The sequence below is a fragment of the Kitasatospora sp. NPDC050543 genome, assembly GCF_044457565.1.
In the GTDB taxonomy this organism is placed as follows: domain Bacteria; phylum Actinomycetota; class Actinomycetes; order Streptomycetales; family Streptomycetaceae; genus Kitasatospora.
Genome location: NZ_JBITGZ010000014.1, coordinates 41,903 through 65,001, shown reverse-complemented (window position 1 = coordinate 65,001; position 23,099 = coordinate 41,903). Strand labels below are relative to the sequence as shown.

The 23,099-nt window shown below is 73.0% G+C and carries 22 protein-coding genes; 15 read left to right on the top strand and 7 right to left on the bottom strand.

Translation table 11 applies throughout. The features are described from left to right. Positions 1-76: 76 nt before the first annotated feature. Together ACIBH3_RS18895 and ACIBH3_RS18890 are read left to right on the top strand one after the other, a co-directional pair. Positions 77-2,614: a collagenase gene (locus ACIBH3_RS18895; RefSeq protein ID WP_396313118.1), complete on the top strand. Its 2,538-nt coding sequence runs from the start codon at positions 77-79 to the stop codon at positions 2,612-2,614. A gap of 98 nt (positions 2,615-2,712) precedes the next feature. Then, positions 2,713-3,150 (top strand): GNAT family N-acetyltransferase, encoded by a 438-nt coding sequence (locus tag ACIBH3_RS18890; protein ID WP_396313117.1) that lies wholly within the window; start codon positions 2,713-2,715, stop codon positions 3,148-3,150. Between the two features lie 64 nt (positions 3,151-3,214). Here the strand turns inward: ACIBH3_RS18890 and ACIBH3_RS18885 are convergent, their stop codons facing one another. Both ACIBH3_RS18885 and ACIBH3_RS18880 read right to left on the bottom strand, forming a co-directional pair. After that, positions 3,215-3,985: a PP2C family protein-serine/threonine phosphatase gene (locus ACIBH3_RS18885; protein ID WP_396313251.1), complete on the bottom strand. Its 771-nt coding sequence runs from the start codon at positions 3,983-3,985 to the stop codon at positions 3,215-3,217. A 190-nt stretch (positions 3,986-4,175) separates the two neighbouring features. Further along, positions 4,176-4,694, bottom strand: a complete 519-nt coding sequence (locus ACIBH3_RS18880) for an ATP-binding protein (RefSeq protein ID WP_396313116.1) — start codon at positions 4,692-4,694, stop codon at positions 4,176-4,178. A 216-nt stretch (positions 4,695-4,910) separates the two neighbouring features. Here ACIBH3_RS18880 and ACIBH3_RS18875 point away from each other — a divergent pair, with 216 nt between their 5' ends. The 5 genes from ACIBH3_RS18875 to ACIBH3_RS18855 all read left to right on the top strand — a co-directional run bounded on the left by ACIBH3_RS18875 (position 4,911) and on the right by ACIBH3_RS18855 (position 9,371). Beyond that, positions 4,911-6,281 (top strand): Tat pathway signal protein, encoded by a 1,371-nt coding sequence (locus tag ACIBH3_RS18875; protein WP_396313115.1) that lies wholly within the window; start codon positions 4,911-4,913, stop codon positions 6,279-6,281. A gap of 17 nt (positions 6,282-6,298) precedes the next feature. Continuing rightward, positions 6,299-6,790 carry a TrmO family methyltransferase gene (locus ACIBH3_RS18870; protein ID WP_396313114.1) on the top strand — a complete coding sequence of 164 codons (492 nt, stop codon included), beginning with the start codon at positions 6,299-6,301 and terminating at the stop codon, positions 6,788-6,790. 173 nt (positions 6,791-6,963) lie between these two features. Beyond that, positions 6,964-7,959: a hypothetical protein gene (locus tag ACIBH3_RS18865; protein WP_396313113.1), complete on the top strand. Its 996-nt coding sequence runs from the start codon at positions 6,964-6,966 to the stop codon at positions 7,957-7,959. A 121-nt stretch (positions 7,960-8,080) separates the two neighbouring features. Next, positions 8,081-8,920: a serine hydrolase domain-containing protein gene (locus ACIBH3_RS18860; protein ID WP_396313112.1), complete on the top strand. Its 840-nt coding sequence runs from the start codon at positions 8,081-8,083 to the stop codon at positions 8,918-8,920. 70 nt (positions 8,921-8,990) lie between these two features. Next, positions 8,991-9,371, top strand: coding sequence for a VOC family protein (locus ACIBH3_RS18855; protein WP_396313111.1), 381 nt, complete (start codon positions 8,991-8,993; stop codon positions 9,369-9,371). Between the two features lie 63 nt (positions 9,372-9,434). Here the strand turns inward: ACIBH3_RS18855 and ACIBH3_RS18850 are convergent, their stop codons facing one another. Then, entirely contained in the window at positions 9,435-9,917 is a 483-nt protein-coding gene (locus tag ACIBH3_RS18850) for an SRPBCC family protein (RefSeq protein ID WP_396313110.1), read from the bottom strand. Between the two features lie 65 nt (positions 9,918-9,982). Here ACIBH3_RS18850 and ACIBH3_RS18845 point away from each other — a divergent pair, with 65 nt between their 5' ends. The 3 genes from ACIBH3_RS18845 (at position 9,983) to ACIBH3_RS18835 (ending at position 12,642) form a co-directional block, all read left to right on the top strand. Then, the gene (locus tag ACIBH3_RS18845) at positions 9,983-10,588 is read left to right on the top strand and encodes a TetR/AcrR family transcriptional regulator (protein ID WP_396313109.1); all 606 of its coding nucleotides are present in this window, start codon (positions 9,983-9,985) and stop codon (positions 10,586-10,588) included. A gap of 180 nt (positions 10,589-10,768) precedes the next feature. After that, positions 10,769-11,830, top strand: coding sequence for a Dyp-type peroxidase (locus tag ACIBH3_RS18840; RefSeq protein WP_396313108.1), 1,062 nt, complete (start codon positions 10,769-10,771; stop codon positions 11,828-11,830). Next, the gene (locus tag ACIBH3_RS18835; RefSeq protein WP_396313107.1) at positions 11,827-12,642 is read left to right on the top strand and encodes a family 1 encapsulin nanocompartment shell protein; all 816 of its coding nucleotides are present in this window, start codon (positions 11,827-11,829) and stop codon (positions 12,640-12,642) included. The genes ACIBH3_RS18840 and ACIBH3_RS18835 overlap by 4 nt, the downstream gene beginning before the upstream one ends. Positions 12,643-12,727: 85 nt before the next feature. Here ACIBH3_RS18835 and ACIBH3_RS18830 read toward each other — a convergent pair whose 3' ends face one another. Next, on the bottom strand, positions 12,728-14,548 hold the full coding sequence (locus ACIBH3_RS18830; protein ID WP_396313106.1) for a flavin monoamine oxidase family protein: 1,821 nt from the start codon (positions 14,546-14,548) through the stop codon (positions 12,728-12,730). A 459-nt stretch (positions 14,549-15,007) separates the two neighbouring features. Between ACIBH3_RS18830 and ACIBH3_RS18825 the strand changes: the two genes are divergently transcribed. The 5 genes from ACIBH3_RS18825 (at position 15,008) to ACIBH3_RS18805 (ending at position 18,757) form a co-directional block, all read left to right on the top strand. Next, the gene (locus tag ACIBH3_RS18825) at positions 15,008-16,093 is read left to right on the top strand and encodes an ABC transporter substrate-binding protein (RefSeq protein WP_396313105.1); all 1,086 of its coding nucleotides are present in this window, start codon (positions 15,008-15,010) and stop codon (positions 16,091-16,093) included. After that, positions 16,094-17,158 carry a FecCD family ABC transporter permease gene (locus tag ACIBH3_RS18820; protein ID WP_396313104.1) on the top strand — a complete coding sequence of 355 codons (1,065 nt, stop codon included), beginning with the start codon at positions 16,094-16,096 and terminating at the stop codon, positions 17,156-17,158. Further along, on the top strand, positions 17,155-17,958 hold the full coding sequence (locus tag ACIBH3_RS18815; RefSeq protein ID WP_396313103.1) for an ABC transporter ATP-binding protein: 804 nt from the start codon (positions 17,155-17,157) through the stop codon (positions 17,956-17,958). The genes ACIBH3_RS18820 and ACIBH3_RS18815 overlap by 4 nt, the downstream gene beginning before the upstream one ends. Before the next feature lie 161 nt (positions 17,959-18,119). Next, positions 18,120-18,515, top strand: a complete 396-nt coding sequence (locus tag ACIBH3_RS18810) for a carboxymuconolactone decarboxylase family protein (protein WP_396313102.1) — start codon at positions 18,120-18,122, stop codon at positions 18,513-18,515. Positions 18,516-18,517: 2 nt separating this feature from the next. Next, positions 18,518-18,757 carry a hypothetical protein gene (locus tag ACIBH3_RS18805; protein WP_396313101.1) on the top strand — a complete coding sequence of 80 codons (240 nt, stop codon included), beginning with the start codon at positions 18,518-18,520 and terminating at the stop codon, positions 18,755-18,757. Positions 18,758-18,812: 55 nt separating this feature from the next. Here the strand turns inward: ACIBH3_RS18805 and ACIBH3_RS18800 are convergent, their stop codons facing one another. The 3 genes from ACIBH3_RS18800 to asnB all read right to left on the bottom strand — a co-directional run bounded on the left by ACIBH3_RS18800 (position 18,813) and on the right by asnB (position 23,086). Beyond that, the gene (locus ACIBH3_RS18800; protein ID WP_396313100.1) at positions 18,813-19,763 is read right to left on the bottom strand and encodes an L-tyrosine/L-tryptophan isonitrile synthase family protein; all 951 of its coding nucleotides are present in this window, start codon (positions 19,761-19,763) and stop codon (positions 18,813-18,815) included. Between the two features lie 117 nt (positions 19,764-19,880). Next, complete coding sequence (locus ACIBH3_RS18795) at positions 19,881-21,203, bottom strand: cytochrome P450 (protein ID WP_396313099.1); 1,323 nt, start codon at positions 21,201-21,203, stop codon at positions 19,881-19,883. 68 nt (positions 21,204-21,271) lie between these two features. Further along, the gene (asnB, locus tag ACIBH3_RS18790) at positions 21,272-23,086 is read right to left on the bottom strand and encodes an asparagine synthase (glutamine-hydrolyzing) (RefSeq protein WP_396313098.1); all 1,815 of its coding nucleotides are present in this window, start codon (positions 23,084-23,086) and stop codon (positions 21,272-21,274) included. Positions 23,087-23,099 lie beyond the last annotated feature (13 nt).

The window sequence follows — 23,099 nt, the reverse complement described above, 5'->3', positions numbered from 1 at the left end:
GATACGGCTCTGCTGCATCGGTCCTCACCCCTCAGGGCCGCCCCCACGCGGCCGAAGACCGGCTGGAGACCCCCACGTGCGAACCGCTCGAACTCCGAAGGACCTCCTCAGGCTCCTGATACTCGCGTTGACACTCTGTCTGGCCATCGGCTTCCCCGCGCCGAGGAGCCAGGCCGCCGCCGCCCGACCGGCCGACCGCGGCCCCGGCGCCTCGGTGCCGACCGGCGCGGCCCCCCAGCCCGCCACCGGCACCGCCGCGCGGGAGGACAGTCACGCCGGCCAGGTGCTCGACCTGCGTGACCGCCCCCCGCTGCCGGCCGACCAGGACGCCCTGAGGCGCGACTACGACAAGCCGGCTTCCCCCGCTGCCGGTAGCCTCGCCGCAGCCGCCACCTGCAACGTCGCCGACTTCACCACCCGTACCGGCGCCGCCCTCGTCCAGCAGATCAAGTCCGTGGACGTGGCCTGCGTCAACACGCTGTTCAAGCTCGTCGGCCCGGACGCCGCCGGCGCCTTCCGCGAGGCCCAGATGGTCAGCGTCGCGGACGCGCTGCGCGACACCGCGGCCGGCTACCCCGGCGACAACAGCACCTCCGCCACCCAACTGGTGCTCTACCTGCGGGCCGGCTACTTCGTGCAGTGGTACCACGCCGCGGACGTCGGCCCGTACGGAAGCACCCTGAAGGGCTCGATCCGGGCCGCCCTGGACGGCTTCTTCGCCGCCCCGCACTCCCGGGACGTCACCGACGCCAACGGCCAGACCCTCTCCGAGGCCGTCACCCTGATCGACAGCTCCGGCGAGAACGCCCGCTACCTGGACGTCGTCAAGCGGCTGCTCGCCGGCTACACCAGCGCGTACAACAGCTCCTGGTACATGCTGGCCGCCGTCAACGCCACCTACACCGTGCTCTGGCGCGGCCACCAGTCACCCGACTTCGTCGCCGCCGTCCAGGCCGACCCGAGCGTCACCGACACGCTGTCCGCCTTCGCGGGCACCAACCTCGGCGCGCTCGGCACCGACCAGGGGTACCTGGTCTCCAACGCCGGCCGCGAACTGGGCCGCTTCCTCCAGTACCCCGCGCTCCAGGCCAAGGTCCGCCCGCTGGTCAAGGGCCTGCTCGGGCAGAGCTCGATCACCGGCCGCACCGCCCCGCTCTGGGTCGGCCTCGCGGAGATGACCGACTCCTACGACAAGGCCAACTGCGCCTACTACGAGACCTGCGACCTGGCCGCCCGGCTCAAGGCCGCCGTGCTGACCACCGGTCACACCTGTAGCGCGAGCATCCGCATCCTGGCCCAGCAGATGACGCCCGCCGAGTTCGACGCCACCTGCGCCAGCCTCCAGGGCCAGGACGCCTACTTCCACGGCGTGGCCAGGGACAAGGGCGCCGTCGCCGGGGACAACAACACCACCATCGAGGTCGTGGTCTTCGACTCCAGCCGGGACTACCAGACCTACGCCGGCACCATCTTCGGCATCTCCACCGACAACGGCGGCATGTACCTGGAGGGCGACCCGGCCAAGGCCGGCAACCAGCCGCGCTTCATCGCCTACGAGGCGGAGTGGCTGCGCCCGGACTTCCAGATCTGGAACCTCAACCACGAGTACACCCACTACCTCGACGGCCGGTTCGACATGTACGGCGACTTCGACGCCGGTGTCACCACCCCGACCATCTGGTGGGTCGAGGGCTTCGCGGAGTACATCTCCTACTCCTACCGCAACGTCCGCTACGACGACGCGATCGCCCAGGCGGCCCGGCACACGTACGCGCTGAGCACCCTGTTCGACACCACCTACGACAACGCCGACCAGACCCGCGTCTACAACTGGGGCTACCTCGCCGTGCGGTACATGCTCCAGTCGCACCGCGCCGACCTGGACGCCGTACTCGCCAAGTACCGCACCGGTGACTGGGCCGGCGCCCGCAGCTACCTGACCGGCACCATCGGCACCCGCTACGACGCCGACTTCGCCGCCTGGCTCACGGCCTGCGCCGCCGGCTCCTGCGGCGTCGTGCCGCCGGCCAACCAGCCGCCCAGCGCCGGGTTCACCGCCCTCGCCACCGGCCTGAGCGTCGCCTTCACCGACAACTCCACCGACGCCGACGGCACCATCGCCGCCCGCGCCTGGAACTTCGGGGACGGCAGCACCTCCACCGCCGCCAACCCCACCAAGGCGTACGCCGCCGCCGGCACGTACACCGTCACCCTGACCGTCACCGACGACCGGGGCGCCACCGCCACCGCCACCCGGAGCATCACCGTCGCCGCCACCGGCGTGCCGGAGTGCGCGGACCCGGACACCCGCCAACTCGGCAAGAACTGCCGGCGCAGCAACCTGTCCGCGGTCACCGGTGACTACAGCTACCTGTACCTGTACGTGCCCGCCGGGACGAAGCAGTTGACGATCAGCACCGGCGGCGGCACGGGCAACGCCGACCTTTACTACAGCGCCAAGGGCTGGGCGACCACCGGCTCCTACACCGCCAGGTCCACGAGCGCCGGCAACACCGAGACGCTCACCGTCCGGAACCCGCCCGCCGGCGCGGTCTTCATCAGCCTGTACGCGAAGAAGGGCTTCGCCGGGGTGAGCGTCAAGACCCAGTACTGACCTGCCCGGGCCGGCCCCGGCCCACTCGCACGCCGATGCCCCGGCGGGGAGGCCCGACTCTCCCCGCCGGGGCACAACCACGCCCGTACAGTGGGCGCGTGGAACTGACCATGCTCGACATCGCCCCGGGCCAGAGCGCCATGGCCGCCGACATCGCCCCGCTGATCCGCACCCTGCGCCCGGGCCTGACCCGCGACGGATTCGCCGAGTTCGCGGCCGAGGCGCACCAGCAGGGCCTGGTCTTCACCGCCGCGTACGACGAGCGCCGCCGCTGCCTCGCCGTCGCCACCCACCGCGTGCTCGCCACCAGCCGGGGGCGGCTGCTGCTCGTGGACGACCTGGTCACCGCCCCCGAGGCCCGCTCCGCCGGAATCGGCGGGCGGCTGCTGACCGAGCTGGAGGAGCGCGCCCGGCAGGCCGGCTGCGTACGGATCGAACTCGACTCCGGCCTCTCCAACCACGGCGCCCACCGCTTCTACCACGCCCGCCGGATGGCCGTGGTCGCCTTCCACTTCGCGCGCGACCTGCACGGCTGACGCGGGGGCGGCGGGCCCGTGGACGCATCGCGCCCCCTGCGTCCCCGGCGCGCCCTGGGCGCGGTCACTCGCCGATGCGCACCAGCGCCAGGGTGATGTTGTCCGGTCCGCCGGCCTCGATCGCGCTCCGCCACAGCTCGAATGCGGCCCGCCCGTCCGCCCGTTCGGACATTCCCTCGGCCTGCTCGGACGCCGCCCTGATCACCCCGTGCAACTCCTCGTCCGGCACCGGGTCGGTGAGCCCGTCGCTGCAGATCAGGTAGCGGTCGCCGGCCGCGAGCGGGGCCGTGCACAGGTGGGGATCGACCGGGCTGAGCCGGCTGGAGCCGCCGAGGGTCTGGGTGACCATGGAGGTGGTGCGGTGCCCCGGTTCGAGCGGCGGGCTGTCGTCGACGCTGACCCGGCGCAGCCGCTCGTCGGTCACCTCGTACACCCGGCTGTCACCCACGTTGAAGACGATGACGGACTCCGGCAGCAGCACCACGCCGGCCACCGTGCTGCCCATCGAGGTGAGGCCCGGATCGGTCTCCGCGGCCGCGAAGACCGCGCTGTTGCACTCCCGGAGAATCTGCCGCACGGCGGCCTCGCTCGCCAGCTCCGGCCCGCCCGCCGCGAGCCGCCGGGCCACCAGCGCACTGGCCACCTCGCCGCCCGGGTGCCCGCCCAGCCCGTCCGAGACCGCGACCAGGCAGGGATCGCCGAGCGGGAAGAGCAGCGTCTGCGGGTTCCCGGTCACCGTGGCGCAGAGCGTCCACGGCCCGACCGTCAGGCTGTCCTCGTTGTGCTCCCGCACCAGACCCTCGTGGCTCAGTGCGCTCACCGCGATATAGGGCATGGTGTCCTGGACCTCCAGCCCGGGGCTCGCCCCTTCGTCCATTGTGGCCCCGACCGCCGCACCGGGCTTCCCGGAGCGCGCGTGCAAGGCGCTGTGCACAGCGGTCGAGCGGCAGCCGTCTGTCCGTGAAGTGCACGGACACACCTGGCACCTGTGTGGCCTTCCTCGGGGACTGAAGGCAGCCGAGCCGCTATGCGGTCGACCACTGTCGCGCGGGCGGGGCGGGCGGGGCGATCAGGGCGCGGACGGTCTTGCCGGCGCGGGACTTGCGTGGATGGCAGTCCCAGTGTGCGCACAGTGAGGTGACGATGGCGAGGCCGCGCCCGTGGTCGCCGAGCGTGTCCTCGGGCTGCGTCGTGGGCAGCCGCTCCGCGTCGCCGTCGGAGACGGAGAGTTGCAGGCCCGGTTCGCCGTAGAGGAAGAGGACGTGGATTCCGCTCTCGGAGACGGCGGGCTCGGCGTGCCGGACGGCGTTGGTGACCAGTTCGGAGAGGACCAACTGCCCGATCTCGGTGAAGTGGCGGGCCGCTGCGTCGTCGAATGCGCCCCAGATCGCCATGAGGTCGCGCAGGTGACGGCGGGCGTGGCGCACGGAGGAGTTCCGTGAGGGCAGCCAGAGCTCCGAGTAGCCTTCGAACTCGCCTACGTCGAAGGGGAGTGTGACGTTGGCGGGCAGGCCGAGGATGAAGCCGGCGGACACGTTCGGCATGTGAGGTTCCTCCGTTGAAGGCGACAGGACGTTCGTGACCGCCTTGGCGAGCCGGGGATGAGTTGGGGCTCGGCGGCCTGTGCCGGTGCGCCGCTGCGGCGCCCGGCGGCATGCAATCAGTGAAACCGCCGGATCATCACGCGGAGTACGGTGTTGGACACGCTGAGCGGTTAAGCGGTTCAACGGCTCCGTCAGGGGGTGTGCAGGGTGACATCGGTGCGAGAGCCGAACGACCGGCTGCGGGCGGTCATCGCCGAGGCCGACATGACGCTCGACGCGTTGGCGCGGTTGGTGCAGAGGGTGGCGGCGGAGAACAACGAAGCGCCGCAGACCGGCAAGTCGACGATCTCTCAGTGGATCAGCGGCCGGCAGCCCTCCGGGAACGTCGGCGTGTTCCTGGCGGAGGCGCTGAGCCGCGCTCTCGGCGGGGTTGTGACACCCCAGGAGATCGGCCTGATCGTCCCATCTCGCCGAGTGGCGGACTGGGGCACGGATACGCTGATCGCTCTGGCCGACCTCGGGAGAACCGAAGTGGATGTGGAACGCAGACGCGCTCTGGGTGTGGCGGCCTACTCGGTCGCCGCGCTCGCCGTCCCGGGCGAACAGTGGTGGAAGGACGCGGCCGAACGCGGCAGCGTCCGCGACAAGGTGGCGACCCGGCGGGTCGGGCGCGGAGACCTCGAAGCCGTGCGGGAGATGGCCGGTCTCTTCTCGAAGGTCGACCAGCGCCGGGGTGGCGGGCATGCCTGGGGCGCGGTGGTGCGGTATCTGACCGCTGACGTCACCGGCTATCTGCGCGGGAAGTTCGAGAGCGAGCGGGTACGGCGCGGCATGTTCTCCGCCGCGAGTGAACTGTCGTACCTGGCGGGGTGGATGGCGTTCGACAACGGCGACCATCCCACGGCTCAGCGGTTCTTCACCGAGGCGGTGAAGCTCGCGGCAGAGGCGGGCGACCCGCCGATGGCGGCCCACGTCCTGAGAGCGATGGCACACCAGGCGATCGACCTCGGTCACCATCGGCAGGCACTCGCTCTCGCCGAGGCCTCGATCGAGGGTGAGCGGTACGCGCTCGCCGGCCCACGTGAGCGGGCGCTGCTCGGCGTCGTGCACGCCCGGGGCCTTGCCGCCGTGGGCCGCAGGCGTGCCGCGACGGCCGCACTGCTGCGTGCGGAGGCCGACCTGACCGGAGCCCGCGCGGAGGTGGCGGAGCCCGAGCGCGTCTTCTTCTTCGGCGAGGCGAGCCTGGCGCACGAGACGGCGTGCGCACTGCGCGACATGGGCGATCTGGACGGTGCCGTACGGGAGTTCCGGCGTAGTGTCCGAACCCGGAAGGCCGAGAGGTTCACCCGCACCCACGCCGTGACCCTCGGCTACCTCGGCGGCGTGCAGGTCCGGCTGAAGAACGTCGAGGAGGCATGCGCGACCTGGTCGCAAGCCCTGGACGCGATGGACGGTGTCCGGTCCGGCCGCACCAGGCAGGCCGCCGGCGACATGCGCGGCCTGCTCTCGCCCTACCGGCGGCGGCGCGTTGCGGCCGCCGCCGAGGTGGACGCCCGTGCCGCCGCGTATCTTTCCGAATCAGTCTGAAGAGGGAGCACGGAGTGATGACAGATCGTCAGACGTTCGAGGTGGAGGCGCTGGGCCGGGTGGTCGGCGGCCGGGTGGAGCCCACGGACGACCACTGGGGTGGGACGCGCTCGATCATCCGGCTCGACGGTGACCGGTTCACCCCGGAAGCGACCAAGGGGCTGGAGGACTTCTCCCACCTGGAGATCGTGTTCCGCTTCCACCTCACCGACCCGACCGATCTGAACCTCGGGGCCCGGCGGCCCAGGGACAACCCGGACTGGCCCGAGGTCGGGATCTTCGGTCATCGCAACATGCGGCGGCTGAACTGGCTCGGCGTCTCGCGCTGCCGTCTGCTCAAGGTCGACGGGCTCGACCTCCATGTCGAGGACCTCGATGCGGTGGACGGCAGTCCGGTGCTCGATGTGAAGCCCTGGTTCGCGGAGTTCGGCCCGCGCGGTGACCTCCGTCAGGCCGCGTGGACGACCACCATGCTCGGCGACTACTTCGCGCCCGCCCGCGAGCAGTAGTCGTACGGGACTTCAGGGCGCCCGCCCGGTTCGGTGTCGCGTTCGGGTGAGGTTGGGGGATTGCGGGTACGCGGTCGGCTACGGGGTGTTAGCGTCCGGTCGCATAGAGACAGTTGACCCCGGCGGTGCTGGAACACCCCGGGGTCCGGCGCAAGGATTGATAGAGGATCCTCATGCACGTGCACCTTATCGCGCCCGAGCGGTATGTCCGGGCATCCCACGACATCGTGCGGCACCCACGGTTGAAGGCGACGGCGAAGACGCTGTTGCTCTGGGCGCTGTCGCTGCCGCCCGGTAGCCGGGACACCATCCAGACGATCGGCGGCCGGATGCCCGAGGGGCGAACGGCCGTCTCCGGGGCCCGCAGTCAGCTGATCGAGGAGGGGTACCTCCACGTCCGGCGCGCGCAGCACCCCACCAAAGGCACCTGGACCACGCGGACGCTGATCAGCAGCGTGCCGCTGACCGCCGCCGAGGAGGTCGCGGCGGCGTGGCGTGCGGCAGGGCGGGAGGACGCCGCACCGTCCGGAGGGATCAGTGCGCCGAGTGCCCGGAAGCCGGCAGTCGGTGCGCTGCGGGGTCGGAAGGTCAGCACTTCCCCCAAGGGGGAGAAGAAGAGGAGGAACACCTCCCACCCGCCGGCTGCCCCAGGCGGCGTGCCTGACGCGCCTCGGGTCCCGTCGGCGGCGGCGACGGCGGCGACGGCGGCGGCCGCGAAGCTGCTCTGCTCGCTGGCGGCTCCCGATGCCCGGTTGGCATCGCTCGGCCTGACCGAGGCCGTCGGGCTGGCGCCGTTGGTGGCCCAGTGGCTGGAGCGCGACCGGAGTGTGGACCGGCTGCGGGCGGCCCTGCTGAGCGGGCTGCCCGAGCGTGTGCACGCCCCGGCGGCCCTCCTGCGTGCGCGCCTGGAGCGGAAGATGCCGCCGGTGCCGGTGGCCGTGGTGGTGAAGCCCGTCCATGAGTGCGCCCAATGTGCGGCGCCCGTGCCGCAGCCGGGTGTCTGCCGCCGGTGCGCGGGCTCGGCGCCCGCGCCCGGGCCGGACCGGGCGGCCGTGGCGCGTACCCGCAGCGGGGTCGCGCTGGCGCGCCGTGCCATGTGGGGCTCAGGGCGAGACGAAGCACCGCGGGCGGGTGCGGATGCGGCGTCAGCAGCGGTGCCGGTGTGCTGAGTCGGCTGCCGGGGCCGCAGCGTGTGAAGGACGGGAGGCCGGGGCCCGTGCGGAGTGAGAGCCGGGTGGTGAGGCATCCTCAAGGGAGACCGTCCGTACGCCGACCGAGGGGGAGCCCGCCGTGTTCCGCACGCCCACCTGCGTCCTGAGCGACTCGGCTCCGCCCCGCACCAGCGGTGGCCATGCCGTGGACCGCTTCGTCGAGATAGGTTCGCTCACCAAGGTCCTCACCGGCACCGCGCTCGCCCGGATGGACGCCGCAGGGCTGCTCGGCCTGGACGATCCATTGGAACGCTGGCTCGCCGTCCCCGCCGGGACGGGGATCACGCTGCGGAACCTGGCGGACCACACCTCGGGGCTGCCCCGCCTGCCACCGGGGCTGAGCGGCGGCGCCGACCCGTACCTGCCCTTCGACGAGGAGAGTCTGCGTGCCCTGCTCGCCCGGCTCGACACCGTCACGGTGCGACCGCCCGGGGCGCAGGAGGAGTACTCCAACCTGGGCTACGCGCTGCTGGGAGCGGCCCTGACCGAGGCCGCCGGCCTGCCGTACCAGGAGCTGCTGCGCCGGTATGTGCTCGGCCCGCTGGAGATCGACGAGATCACCGCCGACCCGCCGGCGGAGCGCCGCCTGCTCGCACCCGGCCTGTTCGGCGGCCGGCGCCGGCCCTGGACGATGAGCGGGCCGATCCTGCCCGCCGGAGGCCTGTGGGCCACCCCGCGGGCCGCGGCCGACCTGGTCACCGGGCTGCTGCTGGAGCGCAGGCTGGGTGAGCCGGCGCTGTCGTGGCAGTGTGCCGGGCGGCTGCGGTGGCACAACGGGGCCACCCGGCACGCGTCGATCTTCGCCGGGGTCATGCCGGACGGCCGCTGGGTGGTGATCCACCGGCTCAACGGATCACCCGACCGCACGGACCGGGCGGGCGTCGATCTGCTGATCCGGGGCCGGGGCGAGGAGGTCTGACCCCGGGTCAGCCGCGGTGTCAGTCGGCGGCGATACTGTTCGACCACAGGTCGTGATCAAGGAGTCTGCCGTGCGCGTCATCGCATTCGACCATCTGGTACTGAACGTCGCGGACGTCGAGCGCTCGCTCGCGTTCTACTGCGGGCCGCTGGGGCTCGAACCCGTCCGGGTCGAGCAGTGGCGGGCGGGTGAGGTCTCGTTCCCGTCGGTGCGGGTGAGCCCCGGCACCATCATCGACCTGGTCCGCCGGGAGCGCGGCGAGTCCAATGTGGACCACATCTGCCTGGTCGTCGAACCGCTGGACTGGCAGGAGGTCGTGGACTCGGGCGTCTTCACCGTGGTGGACGGCCCCGGGCCCCGGTACGGTGCGCGCGGCAGCGCCCAGTCGCTCTACGTCCTCGACCCGGACGGCAACACCGTCGAGCTGCGCTGGTACCCGCAGGACGTCTGACCAGCCGCTCTGCGGGGCCCGGCCCGCCGGCCTCTGCGGCCGGGCGGGCCGGGCCCGGTGCGTTCACGGCCGCGGGGCGAACCTGCGGCGGAGCAGCCGGACCCAGGGCGACCAGCGGGCCGGCCGGGGCACCCGCCCGGTGGTCAGCCGCTGGACGTTGTCGAAGAGGTCCTGGAGCAGGGCCTCGTGCAGCCAGCGGATCACCAGCGGCCACAGCAGCCGCATCGGCCCCTTGAGCCGGCCCTCGGCGGTGTGGACGACGCGGCAGCGCTGCGGCCCGTCGGGGATGACGGTGAACTCGTGGTAGCCGTCGAGGCCGAGCCCGGGGGTGAAGGTGAAGCGCACCCGCCGCCCGGGCTCGTAGGCGCTCACCGTGTACCGGATCCTGCCGTGCCCGCCGCTCGAACCGACGCTCAGGCCCGCGTCGAGGTGCAGCGCAGACCAGTTCGCGGGCCAGGCCTGGTCCTGCGGGGTGCTCAGCCGGTCCATCAGGGCGCCGACGTTCGCGGCGGGTGCGTCGATCGTGCGGTGCTGGACGTTCTGCACGGTGCCTCCCTCGCGCGACCCTCCATACGGGGGCGTATGGAGGGACCGTACGCTAGCGTATGGATATGGAGCAAGAGCGACGGCGGCTGACCGCAGACGACTGGGCGGCGGCTGCGCTCACCGCACTCGGCGAGGGCGGGCTGGCCGCCGTGGCCGTCGAACCGCTGGCCGCCCGGCTCGGGACCACCAAGGGCAGCTTCTACTGGCACTTCACCAACCGGGAGGCGCTGATCGAGGCCGCGCTCGCGCTCTGGGAGCAGCGGTTCACCGAGGCCACCATCGCGACGCTGGCCGCCGAGCCGGACCCGGTGGCCCGGCTGCGGCTGCTGTTCACCCGGGTCACCGGGGACGTGGGGCAGAACGCCGTGACGGTCAACGTGCTCGCGTCGGCGGACCACCGGCTGGTCGCGCCCGTGGTACGCCGGGTGGTGCAGCGCCGGATCGACTACGTCGTCGGCCTCTTCGAGGAGGTCGGCTTCCCGCAGGCCGTGGCCAGGCAGCGGGCGACGCTCGGGTACACCTCGTACGTCGGCCACGACGAGCTGGTGGCCAGGCTGCCGGGCGTGCTGCCGCTGGAGGGCGCCGGTGAACTGGCCGGCTACATCGAGTCCGTGCTCGACCTCCTGCTGTACGACGCCCCCGCCGGCCGCCCGTCCGCCCCGGGCGCGTAGGGGCGGCCGCGCAGGCGGGCGCCGGGAACGGCGGCAGCGGCCGCGCGTCGGGTGTGGTGGCCGCCGTACGCCGCCAAGCCGCCGGAAGGGCGTCAGCTGCGTGTTGCCGTGGGTGATTTGTCCCGCATCCGGTGTAATCGTGCGGGTGATCTGTTGCCCGCCCGGAGGGAGCCCGCTGCCATGACGCTGCCGCCGCCCACGGCTGAACGAGCCACCCGCGCGCCCGGCGAGCCCCAGGCCGTCCTCGCCGCGCTCACCAGCGCGGCGCTGTTCCTGGTGGTGACCATCGCCCCGGGCGGTGAGCCCGTCGTCCGGGAGCTGCTGCCGGACCTCGCCGGGCTGCGCAGATCGGTCGGATTCCGGGCGCCGTCCGGGGAGCTGTCCTGCGTCACCAGCATCGGGTCGGGCGCCTGGGACCGGCTCTTCGGCGGGCCCCGCCCGGCCGGGCTGCACCCGTTCCAGGAGCTGGTCGGCGGGCGGCACCGCGCGGTGTCCACCCCCGGTGACCTGCTGTTCCACCTCAGGGCCCGGCGGATGGACCTCTGCTTCGAGCTCGCCGCAAAGATCGTCGGACGGCTGGCGGGCGCCGCCACCGTGGTCGACGAGGTGCACGGCTTCAAGTACTTCGACGAGCGCGATCTGCTGGGCTTCGTCGACGGCACCGAGAACCCGGACGGCCGCGCCGCCGAGGCCGCCGCCCTGGTCGGCGCCGAGGACCCGGACTTCGTCGGCGGGAGCCATGTCGTCGTCCAGAAGTACCTGCACGACCTGGCGGCCTGGAACGCGCTGACCGTCGAGGAGCAGGAGCGCGTGGTCGGCCGGACGAAGGCGGACAACATCGAGCTGGCGGACGACGTCAAGCCGCCGGACTCGCACGTCGCGCTGAACACCGTCACCGGGCCGGACGGCGAGCAGCGGCAGATCCTGCGCGACAACATGCCCTTCGGGACGGTCGGGCGCGGCGAGTTCGGCACCTACTTCATCGCCTACTCCCGGACTCCCGAGGTCACCGAGCAGATGCTGCGCAACATGTTCATCGGCGATCCGCCCGGCAGCCACGACCGGATCCTGGACTTCTCCACGGCGGTGACCGGCACGCAGTTCTTCACCCCCACCGCGGACTTCCTCGACGCACCGCCCCCGCCCGAGCCCGCCGGCCACCCGGCGCGGGCCGTCAACAACCGATCCGCCGCCGACGGCTCGCTGGGCATCGGCAGTCTGAAGAGGAGCAGCCTCCGATGAGCAACCTGCACCGCGAACTCGCCCCCGTCTCCGAGGCCGCCTGGGCCGAGATCGAGGAGGAGGCCCGGCGGACCTTCACGCTCCACGTCGCCGGGCGGCGGGTGGTGGACCTGCACGGCCCGGACGGGCCCGACCTCTCCGCGGTCGGGACGGGCCACACCCGGATCGTCGACCCGCCGGTGGTGGGGGTGACGGCGTACGCGCGCGGCGCGAAGCCGCTGGTGGAGCTGCGGGTGCCGTTCACCGTGGACCGCCGGGCGGTGGACGACGTCGAACGCGGCGCCAGGGACTCGGACTGGCAGCCCGTCAAGGACGCCGCCCGCCTCATGGCGCTGGCCGAGGACCGCGCGCTGTTCGAGGGCTACGCCGCCGCGGGGATCGCCGGCATCCGGGAGAGCACCACCAACACGTCCATCGCCCTGCCGCAGGACGTGCGGGAGTACCCGAACGCTGTCAGCCAGGCGCTGACCGCGCTGCGGCTGGTGGGCGTCAACGGCCCGTACTCGCTGCTGCTCGGGGCGGACGCCTTCACCGCGGTGAACGAGACCTCCGACCACGGCTACCCCATCCACAGCCACCTGGCCCGGCTGCTGGACGGCGAGATCGTCTGGGCGCCCGCCCTGGACGGGGCGTTCCTGCTCTCCGGCCGGGGCGGCGACTTCGCGCTCCACCTCGGCCAGGACCTGTCGATCGGCTACCGCTCCCACACGGACGCCGGGGTCGAGCTGTACCTCCAGGAGTCGCTGACCTTCCTGGTGCACACCGGCGAGGCCGCGGTGGCGCTCGACGGTGCGCAGCGCTCGCCCTCCTGACGGCACGAAGGCGCCCGGCCGGGTGCCGGCCCGCCGCTGCCGCCCGTGGGAGGCGGGCAGCAGCCGCGGGGCCGGGGGCCGGGGCTCAGCGCGGGTGGACCTCCAGGAAGGCGCGGACGGCGGACTCCAGGGCGCCCTCGATCCAGGCGGGCTTCAGGCTGGTGTGCTCGCCGGCGAAGTGCACCCGGCCCTCGACCGTGCGGCTCGCCGGGTGCAGCTCGTGCAGCTGGCCCGGGGTGAACATGACGGCCTCACCGAGGGCGTAGCGGGCGCGGGCCCAGGACTGGGTGGCGCCGACGCCGGTGAACTGCTCGCGCACCTGGCGCCCGAACAGCTTCTCCATGTCGTTCAGGGCGAAGGCGTACCGCTCGCCCGGCGTCAGCGAGTCCCAGCGCATCGCGTCGTCCGACCAGGTGTACGCGGCCAGCACCACGCCGCCGGACGAGCCGTCCGGGGAGTGCGAGGGGAAGTAGGTGAAGCGGCTGGGGCTGTCCGACACGCAGCCGCCGCCGGTGAAGCCGTTCGGCCCCTCCTCCCAGAACCGGTGCTTGAACTCCAGCAGCACCTTGGTCGCGGAGTCGTAGTGCAGCTCGGTGACGGCCCGCCGCTTCTCGTACGACATCAGCGGCTCGATCGAGCAGAACCGCAGCGCGCTGAACGGGATGGTGATGATGGCGTAGTCGCCCTCGAAGGTCTCCACCGGCCCGATCGGCGCGCCGTCGCAGGACTCCTCGTCCCCGCTCTCGGCCATGGTCTCGATGGTGACGCCGGTCTCGCTCTGCACCAGCCGGGTCATCCGGCGCCCGAGCCGCAGGTCGTTGGTGAGGTCCTTGGCGAGCGCGTCGGTCAGCACCGCGGTGCCGCCCTCCAGCTCCCAGTAACGGTTGGTGGGGCTGATCACGGCGTGGTCGATCAGGGTCGGCACCAGGGAGTAGTGCAGCCGGGACGTCATGTTCTCCAGCGTGCCCGCCGCCTGGATCCGCGCCAGGTCCCAGCCGGCCTCCTCGGTCAGGAAGCGGTGGGTGGAGTGCCCGTCGTACTTCTCGAAGATCTCGGCCCAGGCGGAGAGCTGGTCGGCGATCTTGGCGTCCCCGGGGACGCTCACCCGCTCGAAGGCCTTGCTGACGGCGGCCGAGACCGTGCCGTCGAGGTCCGTACCGAAGCTGTTGTTGACCGCGCGCGGGGAACCGGCGTACGCGGCGCGGGTGGTCTGGGTGCCGTTCACCGAGATCTTGGTGCGGAAGTTGGCCGTGGGCGCGCTGAAGGCGCTCGCCTCGCCGTTGCTCCAGGTCTCACCGGTGAAGGAGCGGTAGACCACCGGCGGCACCGTGCCGGCGGCCGAGGCGCCGGGCGTCACATCGGCGTTGTAGAACAGGCGCCGCTTGAGGCCGAGCTTGTCGGCCAGGGCGAGCACCATCGGGTGGAAGTCCGGCAGCCGCATCGCGCCGGCCTCGGCGTGCAGCTGCTTGTCCTCGAAGACGCCCTTGAAGGTCTTCACCCGGCCGCCGACCCGGTTGCCGTTGGCCTCGATCACCACGACCTCGTGCCCGGCCTGCTTCAACAGCCGGGCGGCGGTCATCCCCGCGACGCCGGCGCCGACGACCAGCACCTTCTTGCGCGGTGCCCGGGGCGGCAGCTTGTCGTCGATCAGGATGCGCAGGTAGTCCAGCTTGAGGTCCTGCTGCTCGTCCTCGCCGACCATGAGCATCTTCCGCGCCAGATCGCGGGCCTGGGCCTCGTCCGCGCCGCCGCTGCGCGAGGCGGGGGCGGCGCCCACCACCGACCGGCCGGCGAACCCGGCGGCCCCGGCCACCGTCGCCACCGCGGCGGCGGAGCCCAGCAGCGTACGGCGGGCGACCTTCGGACGGTCCTCGGCGGGTGCCGGCTGACTGGTTGAGAGATCCACGGAATCCACGGGTGCTCCAGGGTGAAGGTATTCGGACAACACCTGGACCAACTTCCGATCCCGATCAAGGTAACGCACGATCAGACCCGTTCACCTGTACGTGGGGTGGCTCCGCGGTGGCCGGGGATCACCCCGCCGGGGGAGCCGCCCGGTACCTGGGAGGGAGCCGCGCGCGGGCCCCGGACACAAGACTGGACACCGGGAACGGGCGGTCCGCGATCCTCGGGGGTGACCGCGGCCCAGCCGCTCCCGTCTCCGGTAGTCGCTCCCGTCGGGCAGCCGCCCGCGCGGCGCCGGAACCGCGTGCGCGGGGAGCCGTCTGAGCCGGCTCCCCGCCCACCCGGTGCGCCGGCCGGGAAGATTCCGCACGACGCCGGGAACCCGGGGCCTGCCGCGTACGACTACCTGGTCCGGGGTCCGCCGATGCGGCCCCGTGCACTCGGACCACAGGAGAGTTCCATGCGTTCTCGCGTGTTGTGCGGCATGGCCGCCGCAGCCGCCCTGCTCGTCACCGGTTGCGGCAGCGACGCCGGCACCGGTGGCGACGGCGGCGCCAAGCCCGGGAGCGCGAGCCCGGCCACGGCGGGCGCCTTCCCCGTCGCCGTCACGGACTGCGCCGGCGCCGAGACGACCTTCGCCGCCGCACCGAAGAAGATCGTCACCAGCAACGCGGCCAGTCTGGAGATGCTGCTGGCCCTCGGTGCGGGAGACCGCGTCATCGGCACCGGGTTCCCGCCCGGCAAGGGCGGCATGCCCGCCGAACTCGCCGACCGCGCCGCCAAGGTGCCGGTCCTCGGCCAGACGGTGATCGCCAAGGAGAAGCTGCTCGGCTCCGGCGCCGACCTGTACGTCGACACCTTCGCCGACATGGGCTCCATGGGCGGCGCGATGGGCGCGGCGCCCACCGAGCAGGAGTACGCCGCGGCCGGCATCAAGCACGTCTACCTGCACTCGACCGCCTGCGCCGCCCAGCTCAAGGGCCCCCAGCAGGACCTGGCCGAGGTCGAGGCGGACATCAGGCGCCTCGGCCGGATCACCGACACCACCGCCCGGGCCGAGGAGCTGGTGGCCGGCATGGAACAGAAGACCGGCGCCGTCCGTACGGCCGTCGCCGGCGTCGCGCCCGACCAGCGGCCCTCGTACTTCTTCTTCGACTTCGACGCCGGCACCAAGCAGCCGATCGCCGTCTGTGGCCGGCAGGTCGCCAACGCCGTGATCACGCTGGCCGGCGCGCGCAACGTCTTCGCCGACTGCGACGGCGACTTCAAGCCCGTCTCCTGGGAGGACGTGGTCGCCAAGAACCCCGACTGGATCCAGCTGGGCGTGCGCAACAAGGGCAGCGAGGCGGAGACCGCGAAGGCCTTCGAGGCGGCCGCCCAGTTCCTGCGCGACTTCCCCGCGACCAAGGGCCTGACGGCCGTCCAGCAGGGCCGGTTCGTGCGGATCGGCTCCGAGCAGACCACCATCGCCGGGGTCCGCAACGCCGACAGCGTCCGGCAGATCGCCCGCACCGTGCACCCGGACCTGGTCAAGGACGGCCAGTAGATGGGCGGGGTGCGGGCGGCCGCCACCGCCCGGGGCGGCGTCCGCGCGGTACGGCCCGGGCTCGTCGCCGCCGTCCTCGCGCTCGCGCTGCTCGTCGGGCTCACCGTCGCCGTCTCGCTCGGCTCGGTGGACATCCCGATCGGCGAGGTGTGGACGGTCGTGGGCCGCCGGCTGACCGGCGCCGAACCCGAGCCCGGCACCCGCGATCTGATCGTCTGGCAGCTGCGCGCGCCCCGCGCCCTGCTGGCGGCCGTCGTCGGCGCCGGCCTCGGCCTGGTCGGCACTGCCGTCCAGGCGCTGGTACGCAACCCGCTCGCGGACCCCTACCTGCTCGGGATCTCCTCCGGCGCCTCGCTCGGCGCCGTCGCCGTGATCGTCCTGGGTGCGGGTGCCGGGGCGGGCCTGGGCGTGGGCATCTCCACCGCCGCCTTCGCCGGGGCGCTCGCCTCCTTCGCCCTGGTCTGGACCCTGGCCCGGCGCGGGGGCGGCTTCTCACCGCTGCGCCTGGTGCTGGCGGGCGTGGGCATCGGCCAGTTCCTCTCCGGCTTCACCAGCTTCCTGGTGCTGCGGGCCGGCGACGAACAGCAGACCAGGGGCGTCCTGTTCTGGCTGATGGGCAGCCTCAGCGGCGCGCAGTGGAGCCAAGTCGCCGTCCCCGCCGCCGCCGTGGCCCTCGGCCTGCTCGCCCTCCAGGCCCGCGCCCGCTCGCTGAACGCCCTGCTGATGGGCGACGAGACGGCCGCGGGCCTGGGCGTCGACGTCACCCGGCTGCGCCGCGAGCTGTTCGCCGTCACCAGCCTGCTCACCGGTGTGCTGGTCGCGGTGTCCGGGGCGATCGGCTTCGTCGGGCTGCTCGTCCCGCACGTCTGCCGGCTGCTGGTCGGCGGCGACCACCGCCGGCTGCTGCCCGTCTCGGCCCTCGCCGGAGCGGTCCTGCTGGTCGCGGTGGACACCGTCGCCCGGACCGCCCTGGACACCCAGGAGGTGCCGATCGGCGTCGTCACCGCGCTGATCGGCGCACCCGTCCTGCTGTACCTGCTGGACCGACGCCTGGAGCGCAGTTGAGAGTCGCCATCGAGGACCTGACCGTCACCCTCGCCGGGCGGGCGGTGCTCTCCGGTGTGCGGCTGATCGCGGCCGAGGGCGAGATCGCCGGCCTGGTCGGGCCCAACGGCAGCGGGAAGTCCACCCTGCTGCGCACCGTCTACCGCCACCTGCGGCCACACGCGGGCCGCGTCCTGCTGGCCGGCCGGGACGTCCGGTCGATGACCACTGCCGAGACCGCGCGGCACGTCGCGGCGCTGCCCCAGGAGCGCGGCAGCGACTTCGAGTTCACCGTCCGCGAGGTCGTCGCGATGGGCCGCGCCCCGTACAAGCGGGCCTTCGCGGGGGAGGACGCGGCCGACCGGGAGATCGTGGCGGCGGCGCTCGACCAGGTGGGCCTGGGCGAGCACGCCGGCCGCAGCTTCGCCGCGCTCTCCGGCGGGGAGCGGCAGCGGGTGCTGCTGGCCCGCGCCTTCGCCCAGCAACCGGACGTCCTGGTGCTGGACGAACCCACCAACCACCTCGACGTCCAGCACCAGGTGGAGCTGCTCGCGCTGCTGCGGGCGCAGCGCAGCACCACCCTGATCTCGCTGCACGACCTGAACGCGGCCGCCTCGCTCTGCGACCGCCTGCACGTCCTGCACGAGGGTGCGGTGGTGGCCTCCGGCACCCCGCGTGAGGTGCTCACCCCGGAGCTGCTGGCCAAGGTCTTCGGGGTCCGGGCGGCGGTCGTCGAGCACCCGCTGACCGGTGACCCGCTGATCGCCTTCGACCACCACACCCCGGCCTCGGCCGGGGGCGGGCCGGCCTGGGCCCCGTGACGCCGCCAGCCTGCGACAGCTGAACCCGATGTGCCTAGGCTGGTAGGGAAGGTCATGGATGCCACAGGGCGGGCTCGCCCTGGACCGGCGCCTCGCAGCCCGCGGTCGGTACGGGCGGGACCGGATTCGGGCACGTGGGGGCCTTCGAGGAGGGAGCCATCATGGCTGCCACGGTGAACCGCGCCGAGGTCGAGGCGGAGATCAAGGAGACACTCGGGCTCGTCCCGCACTTCTTCGCCAGGATCCCGACCGAGCTGCTGGGCCCCGAGTGGGAGATCTTCAAGCGGATCGAACTCGGGGAGACCCTCATCCCCAACAAGTACAAGGAACTCATCGGCGTGGGGCTGCACGCCGAGACCAAGTGCCACTACTGCAGTCTGTTCCACACGGAGGCGGCGAAGCTGTTCGGCGCCACCGACGAGGAGATCCAGGAGGCCGTCCACTACGCGAAGGCGAGCCTGGGCTGGAGCGCCTACATCAACGGCATGCAGGAGGACTACGACCAGTTCGCCGCCGAGCTGGCGCAGGTCGTCGACTACGTGCGGTCCAAGGGCTAGCGGTGGAGCTGGAGCGCCTGCGCCCGACGGTCCTGCGCGGCACGTTCCACGTGTACGAGCTGGCCGCCCTGGTCGCGGCGGCCCGCTTCGTCGCGCAGTCCGAGCCGGACGGGGTGCCCGCCGAGTCGGTCGAGCTGCTGCGGCAGCTGCTGGAGGACTACGACCGGCAGGTCCGCGACCTGCCGGCCGCACCCCCGGCGCCGCCGGCGGAGCAGCCGGCGACCCGGGCGGAACACTCCTAGGGTCGGAACGCTCCCGTGGGCTGCGGAACGCTCCCGGGGACCGTCGGGCGAGTCGTCAGGAAGGCAGCCGGTACGCCTCGAAGTGGCTCGGCCGGGCCTCGCGCAGGACCGGTCGGCCGAGGCGTTGCGCCTCGCTGCGCCGCATCAACTCCCAGCGGCCGTCGGCCCGGTGGAGCACGGTGGAGTGCCAGGGGGTGGTCCAGGCGTCCTTGGCGTCCAGCAGCCGGATGCCGAACTTGGCGGCGCCGCGCCGCTGGGGGTGGATGGAGAGCCGGACCGAGCGCGGGTGGTGCTCGGCGATCAGCTCGCCCCAGGCGCGGCTGCGCTGGATGACGCCGTACGCGCGCCGCCGGCACTCGCGCTGAAGGGCGGATCTGCTGCCCTCGAAGTCGACGGTGTCATCGGCAAGGAAGCGGGTGATGCCCCGGTAGAGCGCCAAGGTGCTCTCGTCGCTGCGGACTTCGGCGCGCAGCTGTTCGAGGCTCGGGGCGTACGCGGCGTGCACCCGGGCGCGCTTCTCGTCGTGCGGGAGGTCGCCGAGGACGTCCCGCAGGTCGAACACCGACAGGTGCCGCAGGCCCTCGCGGCGGATCATCGCGGCCAGCTCGTCGGAGTAGGCGTCGATGTGGTCGTCCGGTACCCGGATGAGGTCGCCGAAGATGTGGCCGTCGGAGCAGATCTCGATCCGGGCACCCGGCGGGTGGATCTGCCCGACGGCGGTGCAGAGTTCGTTGAGGAAGGTGAGCGAGAGGCGCTCCCCCTCGTCGGGGAGGTGGCCGAGCACCTTGGCGGGGCTCGGTGACTTGCACGGGAAGCCGGGCAGGGTGAACACGATCTCTTCGCCGGTCTCGACGAAGTCGCCGAGCTGGCACAGCTGTTCGGGGAAGTCGGCGACCGCCGCGGGGGTGCCCGGGTCGGTGGCGCGGCGGTACGGCAGGAGCAGTTCCACAATGGCGGCGCAGGTGCGGGCGACGGATGGTGCTGTGATGGTGCCGACGGGCGGCATGCGGTCCTCCACGAGGGCATGGCGGGATGGCGCCCCGGCGGTCGCCGCCGGGGCGCGGGCTGGATGGGGTCTGCTGGGTCGGTGTCGGGGGGTGGGGTTCGGGGCGGCCCGGGTGGGTCAGAGGCGCTTGTCGTAGGCGACCGGCAGTTGGTTGACGCCCCGGGCGAGGACGGCCGGGATCCACTCCAGTTCGTCGAGGCCGACGCCGGGGCGCAGCCCGGGCAGCCGGGCGAGCAGGGTGGCGATGGCGGTCTGCAGTTCGGCGCGCGCGAGGGCGGCGCCCGGGCAGAAGTGGATGCCGTGGCCGAAGGCGAGATGGGCGTTGGGGGTGCGCTCCAGGTCGAGCGTGTCGGCGTTCGGGAACTGCTCGGGGTCGCGGTTGGCGGCGCAGAGCGAGACGATCACCGAGTCGCCGGCCGGGATGCGGGTCCCGTGCAGGTCGCCGTCCTCGGCGAGGAAGCGCCAGGTGGTGAGCTCGAATGCGCTGTCGTAGCGCAGGAGTTCCTCGACCGCGCGGGGGAGCAGGGCGGGGTCCTCGCGCAGCCGGGCGAGCTGGTCGGGGTGGCGCAGCAGGGTGATCAGCATGGTGCTGATCTGGTTGGTGACGGGCTCCTGGCCGGCGACCAGCAGCTGGAAGATCATCGAGTCGAGCTCCTCCTGGCTGAGCTCCCCGCCGTCCCTGGCGGTGACCAGCCGGCCGAGCAGGTCGTCCTCGGGGTGCTCGCGCTTGTGGGCGACGACGTCCGCGATGTACGCCTGAAGGGCCCGGAGCCGGCCCTCGTAGGCCGGGCGGCCCGGGTCCTGCGGGCCGACGGGCTGCACGACCTTGCCCCAGTCGCGGTCGAATCTTCTCGCCAGCTCCCGGGGCAGGCCGATGACTTCGGCCAGCACCCGGAAGGGGTAGTGGGCCGCGAAGCCCTGGACCAGGTCGGCGCCGCCCTCGTCGGGCAGGGCGTCCACCAGGGCGTCGGCCAGCTCCTGGAAGCGCGGGCGCAGGGCCTCCACGCGGCGCGGTGCGAAGGCGTCCAGCACCAGGCGGCGCATGTCGGTGTGCTTGGGCGGGTCCTGGTGCAGCAGGTGCACCTGGAGCTGGGAGTGCTGGGGCTCGGGCATGATCGAGGCGAGCGCGCGCCACTTGTCGTTGCCCAGGCCGTGGTTCTTGCCCAGGCGCGGGTCGTTCAGCGTCTGGTGGGCGGCCTCGTAGCCGGTGACCAGCCAGGCGGCGATCCCGCTGGGGAACCGGACTCCGTGCACGGGGCCGGTGTCGCGCAGCTGGCGGTAGAGGTCGTACGGGTCGCTCTTGTAGGCGCGGCCGTACAGCGGCACCGGCTCGGTGGCGGTGGTGGCGTCGGTCGTGCCGTCGGCGCCGGTGGCGTCGCCGGTCGCGCCGGTGAACGGGCAGACCGGGGCGGGGGCCGGGTGCGGCTCGGGCGGGGTCATCCGGAGGGTTCCTTCGGGAGGGGTCGGGGAGACGGCGGAAGGGGCGGAGCGTCAGACGGGTCGGAGCGTCAGAAGGTGATGGCCGGGCGGTAGTGGTCCAGCCACAGGGCGAGGTCCACGACGCGCTCCAGCCGGAGCCGGTGCCCCCACTGCAACTCCTCGGCGGGGGTGTCGAGGCAGGACTTGATCCGGCTCTCGTCGGCCAGCCCCTGGACGGCGGGCAGCGCGTCCCGGGCCAGCTGTTGCAGGCCCCGGTTGTAGTCGGGGTGGTGGGTGGCCGGGTAGTGGTTCTTGGGTCGCAGCAGGACGGACCCGGGGGCGAGCCCGGCGCCGGCCGAGCGCAGCAGGCTCTTCTCCCGGCCGTCGTGGCCCTTCAGCGTCCAGGGGGCGGAGAAGGCGTACTCGACCAGCCGGTGGTCGCAGTAGGGCACCCGGACCTCCAGGCCCTGGGCCATGCTGAGGCGGTCCTTGCGGTGCAGCAGCTGGCGCAGCCAGCGGGTCAACGAGAGGTGCTGGAGCTCGCGCAGCCGGTGTTCGTGCGCGTCCTCGCCGTCCAGGTGCGGGACGGCGGCGAGCGCGTCGCGGTAGGTGTCGGCGCGGAACTCCCCGATCCGCAGGACGGCGGACAGGCCGGGGTCGAGCGGCATCGCGGCCTCGTCGCCGGTGACCAGCAGCCAGGGGAAGGTCGGCGCGGCGAGCGCCTGCGGAGCGTGGAACCACGGGTAGCCGCCGAACACCTCGTCCGCCGCCTCGCCGGAGAGCGCGACGGTGGAGTGCCGGGCGATCTCGCCGAACAGCAGGTAGAGCGAGGTGTCCATGTCCCCGACACCGATCGGGGAGTCCCGGGCGACGACCACGGCTCTGCGGTGCTCGGGGTCGAGCAGGGTGAGCGGATCGAGGACGACGGTGCTGTGGTCGGTGCCGATGAAGGCGCCGGCCTCGGTGGCGAACGGAGTGTCGTGGCCGGTGCGCAGCACGTCGCCGGTGAAGCGTTCGGCCTGGTCGCGGTAGTCGACGGCGTACGAGCGCAGCCGGGCCCGCGGGCCTTCGGTGCGCCGCAGCTCGTCCGCGGCGAGGGCGGTGACGAGGGTGGAGTCCAGGCCGCCGGAGAGCAGGCTGCACAGCGGGACGTCCGCGGCGAGCTGGGCCCGCGCGGCGCCGGAGAGCAGCGCGCGGACCCGCTCGATCGTGGCTTCCAGGTCGTGCGGGTGGGGGTGGGCCTCCAGGCTCCAGTAGAGCCGCTCCCCGACGCCGTCCCGGCCGATCGTGAGCAGCCCGCCGGGCTGGACCTCGCGCACTCCGGCCCAGAGCGTGGGGCCGGTGTTGAACAGCAGGCTGTAGGCCTCGCGCAGGCCCGCGGCATCCACCCGGGGGCTCAGCTCGGGGTGCGCGAACAGGGCCTTGGGCTCCGAGCCGAAGGCCAGGCCGCCCTCGATCCGGGCCCAGTACAGCGGCTTGACGCCGAGCCGGTCACGGACCAGCAGCAGCCGTTCGGCGCGGGCGTCCCAGATGGCGAAGGCGAACATGCCCTCCAGGTGGTGGACGACGTCCTCGCCCCACTCCAGGTAGCCGCGCAGCAGCACCTCGGTGTCGCTGCGGGTGTGGAACTCGTGGCCCAGCAGCCGCAGTTCGGCCCGGAGCCGGTCGTGGTTGTAGATCTCGCCGCTGTAGCTGAGCACGGCGTGGGCGTGCGCCATCGGCTGGGCGCCGCCGACGGGGTCGATCACCGACAGCCGGCGGTGGCCGAGTGCGGCGTGGGCGCCGAGCCAGGAGCCGCCGGCGTCGGGGCCGCGCCGGGCCATGGTGGCGGTCATCGCCTCGATGACGGGGGTCTGGCTGCGCGCGTCCTTCTCGAAGGACACCCAGCCGGTGATTCCGCACATGTGGGGTGCACTC

Bases quoted from the DNA above. Each gene is read 5' to 3' on its own strand.
- ACIBH3_RS18795 (WP_396313099.1), bottom strand. From the start codon at position 21,203: ATGACCCCGCCCGAGCCGCACCCGGCCCCCGCCCCGGTCTGCCCGTTC.
- ACIBH3_RS18845 (WP_396313109.1), top strand. From the start codon at position 9,983: ATGGAGCAAGAGCGACGGCGGCTGACCGCAGACGACTGGGCGGCGGCT.
- ACIBH3_RS18810 (WP_396313102.1), top strand. From the start codon at position 18,120: ATGGCTGCCACGGTGAACCGCGCCGAGGTCGAGGCGGAGATCAAGGAG.
- ACIBH3_RS18870 (WP_396313114.1), top strand. From the start codon at position 6,299: ATGACAGATCGTCAGACGTTCGAGGTGGAGGCGCTGGGCCGGGTGGTC.
- asnB (WP_396313098.1), bottom strand. From the start codon at position 23,086: ATGTGCGGAATCACCGGCTGGGTGTCCTTCGAGAAGGACGCGCGCAGC.
- ACIBH3_RS18840 (WP_396313108.1), top strand. From the start codon at position 10,769: ATGACGCTGCCGCCGCCCACGGCTGAACGAGCCACCCGCGCGCCCGGC.
- ACIBH3_RS18835 (WP_396313107.1), top strand. From the start codon at position 11,827: ATGAGCAACCTGCACCGCGAACTCGCCCCCGTCTCCGAGGCCGCCTGG.
- ACIBH3_RS18865 (WP_396313113.1), top strand. From the start codon at position 6,964: ATGCACGTGCACCTTATCGCGCCCGAGCGGTATGTCCGGGCATCCCAC.
- ACIBH3_RS18885 (WP_396313251.1), bottom strand. From the start codon at position 3,985: ATGCCCTATATCGCGGTGAGCGCACTGAGCCACGAGGGTCTGGTGCGG.
- ACIBH3_RS18820 (WP_396313104.1), top strand. From the start codon at position 16,094: ATGGGCGGGGTGCGGGCGGCCGCCACCGCCCGGGGCGGCGTCCGCGCG.
- ACIBH3_RS18800 (WP_396313100.1), bottom strand. From the start codon at position 19,763: ATGCCGCCCGTCGGCACCATCACAGCACCATCCGTCGCCCGCACCTGC.
- ACIBH3_RS18880 (WP_396313116.1), bottom strand. From the start codon at position 4,694: ATGCCGAACGTGTCCGCCGGCTTCATCCTCGGCCTGCCCGCCAACGTC.
- ACIBH3_RS18825 (WP_396313105.1), top strand. From the start codon at position 15,008: ATGCGTTCTCGCGTGTTGTGCGGCATGGCCGCCGCAGCCGCCCTGCTC.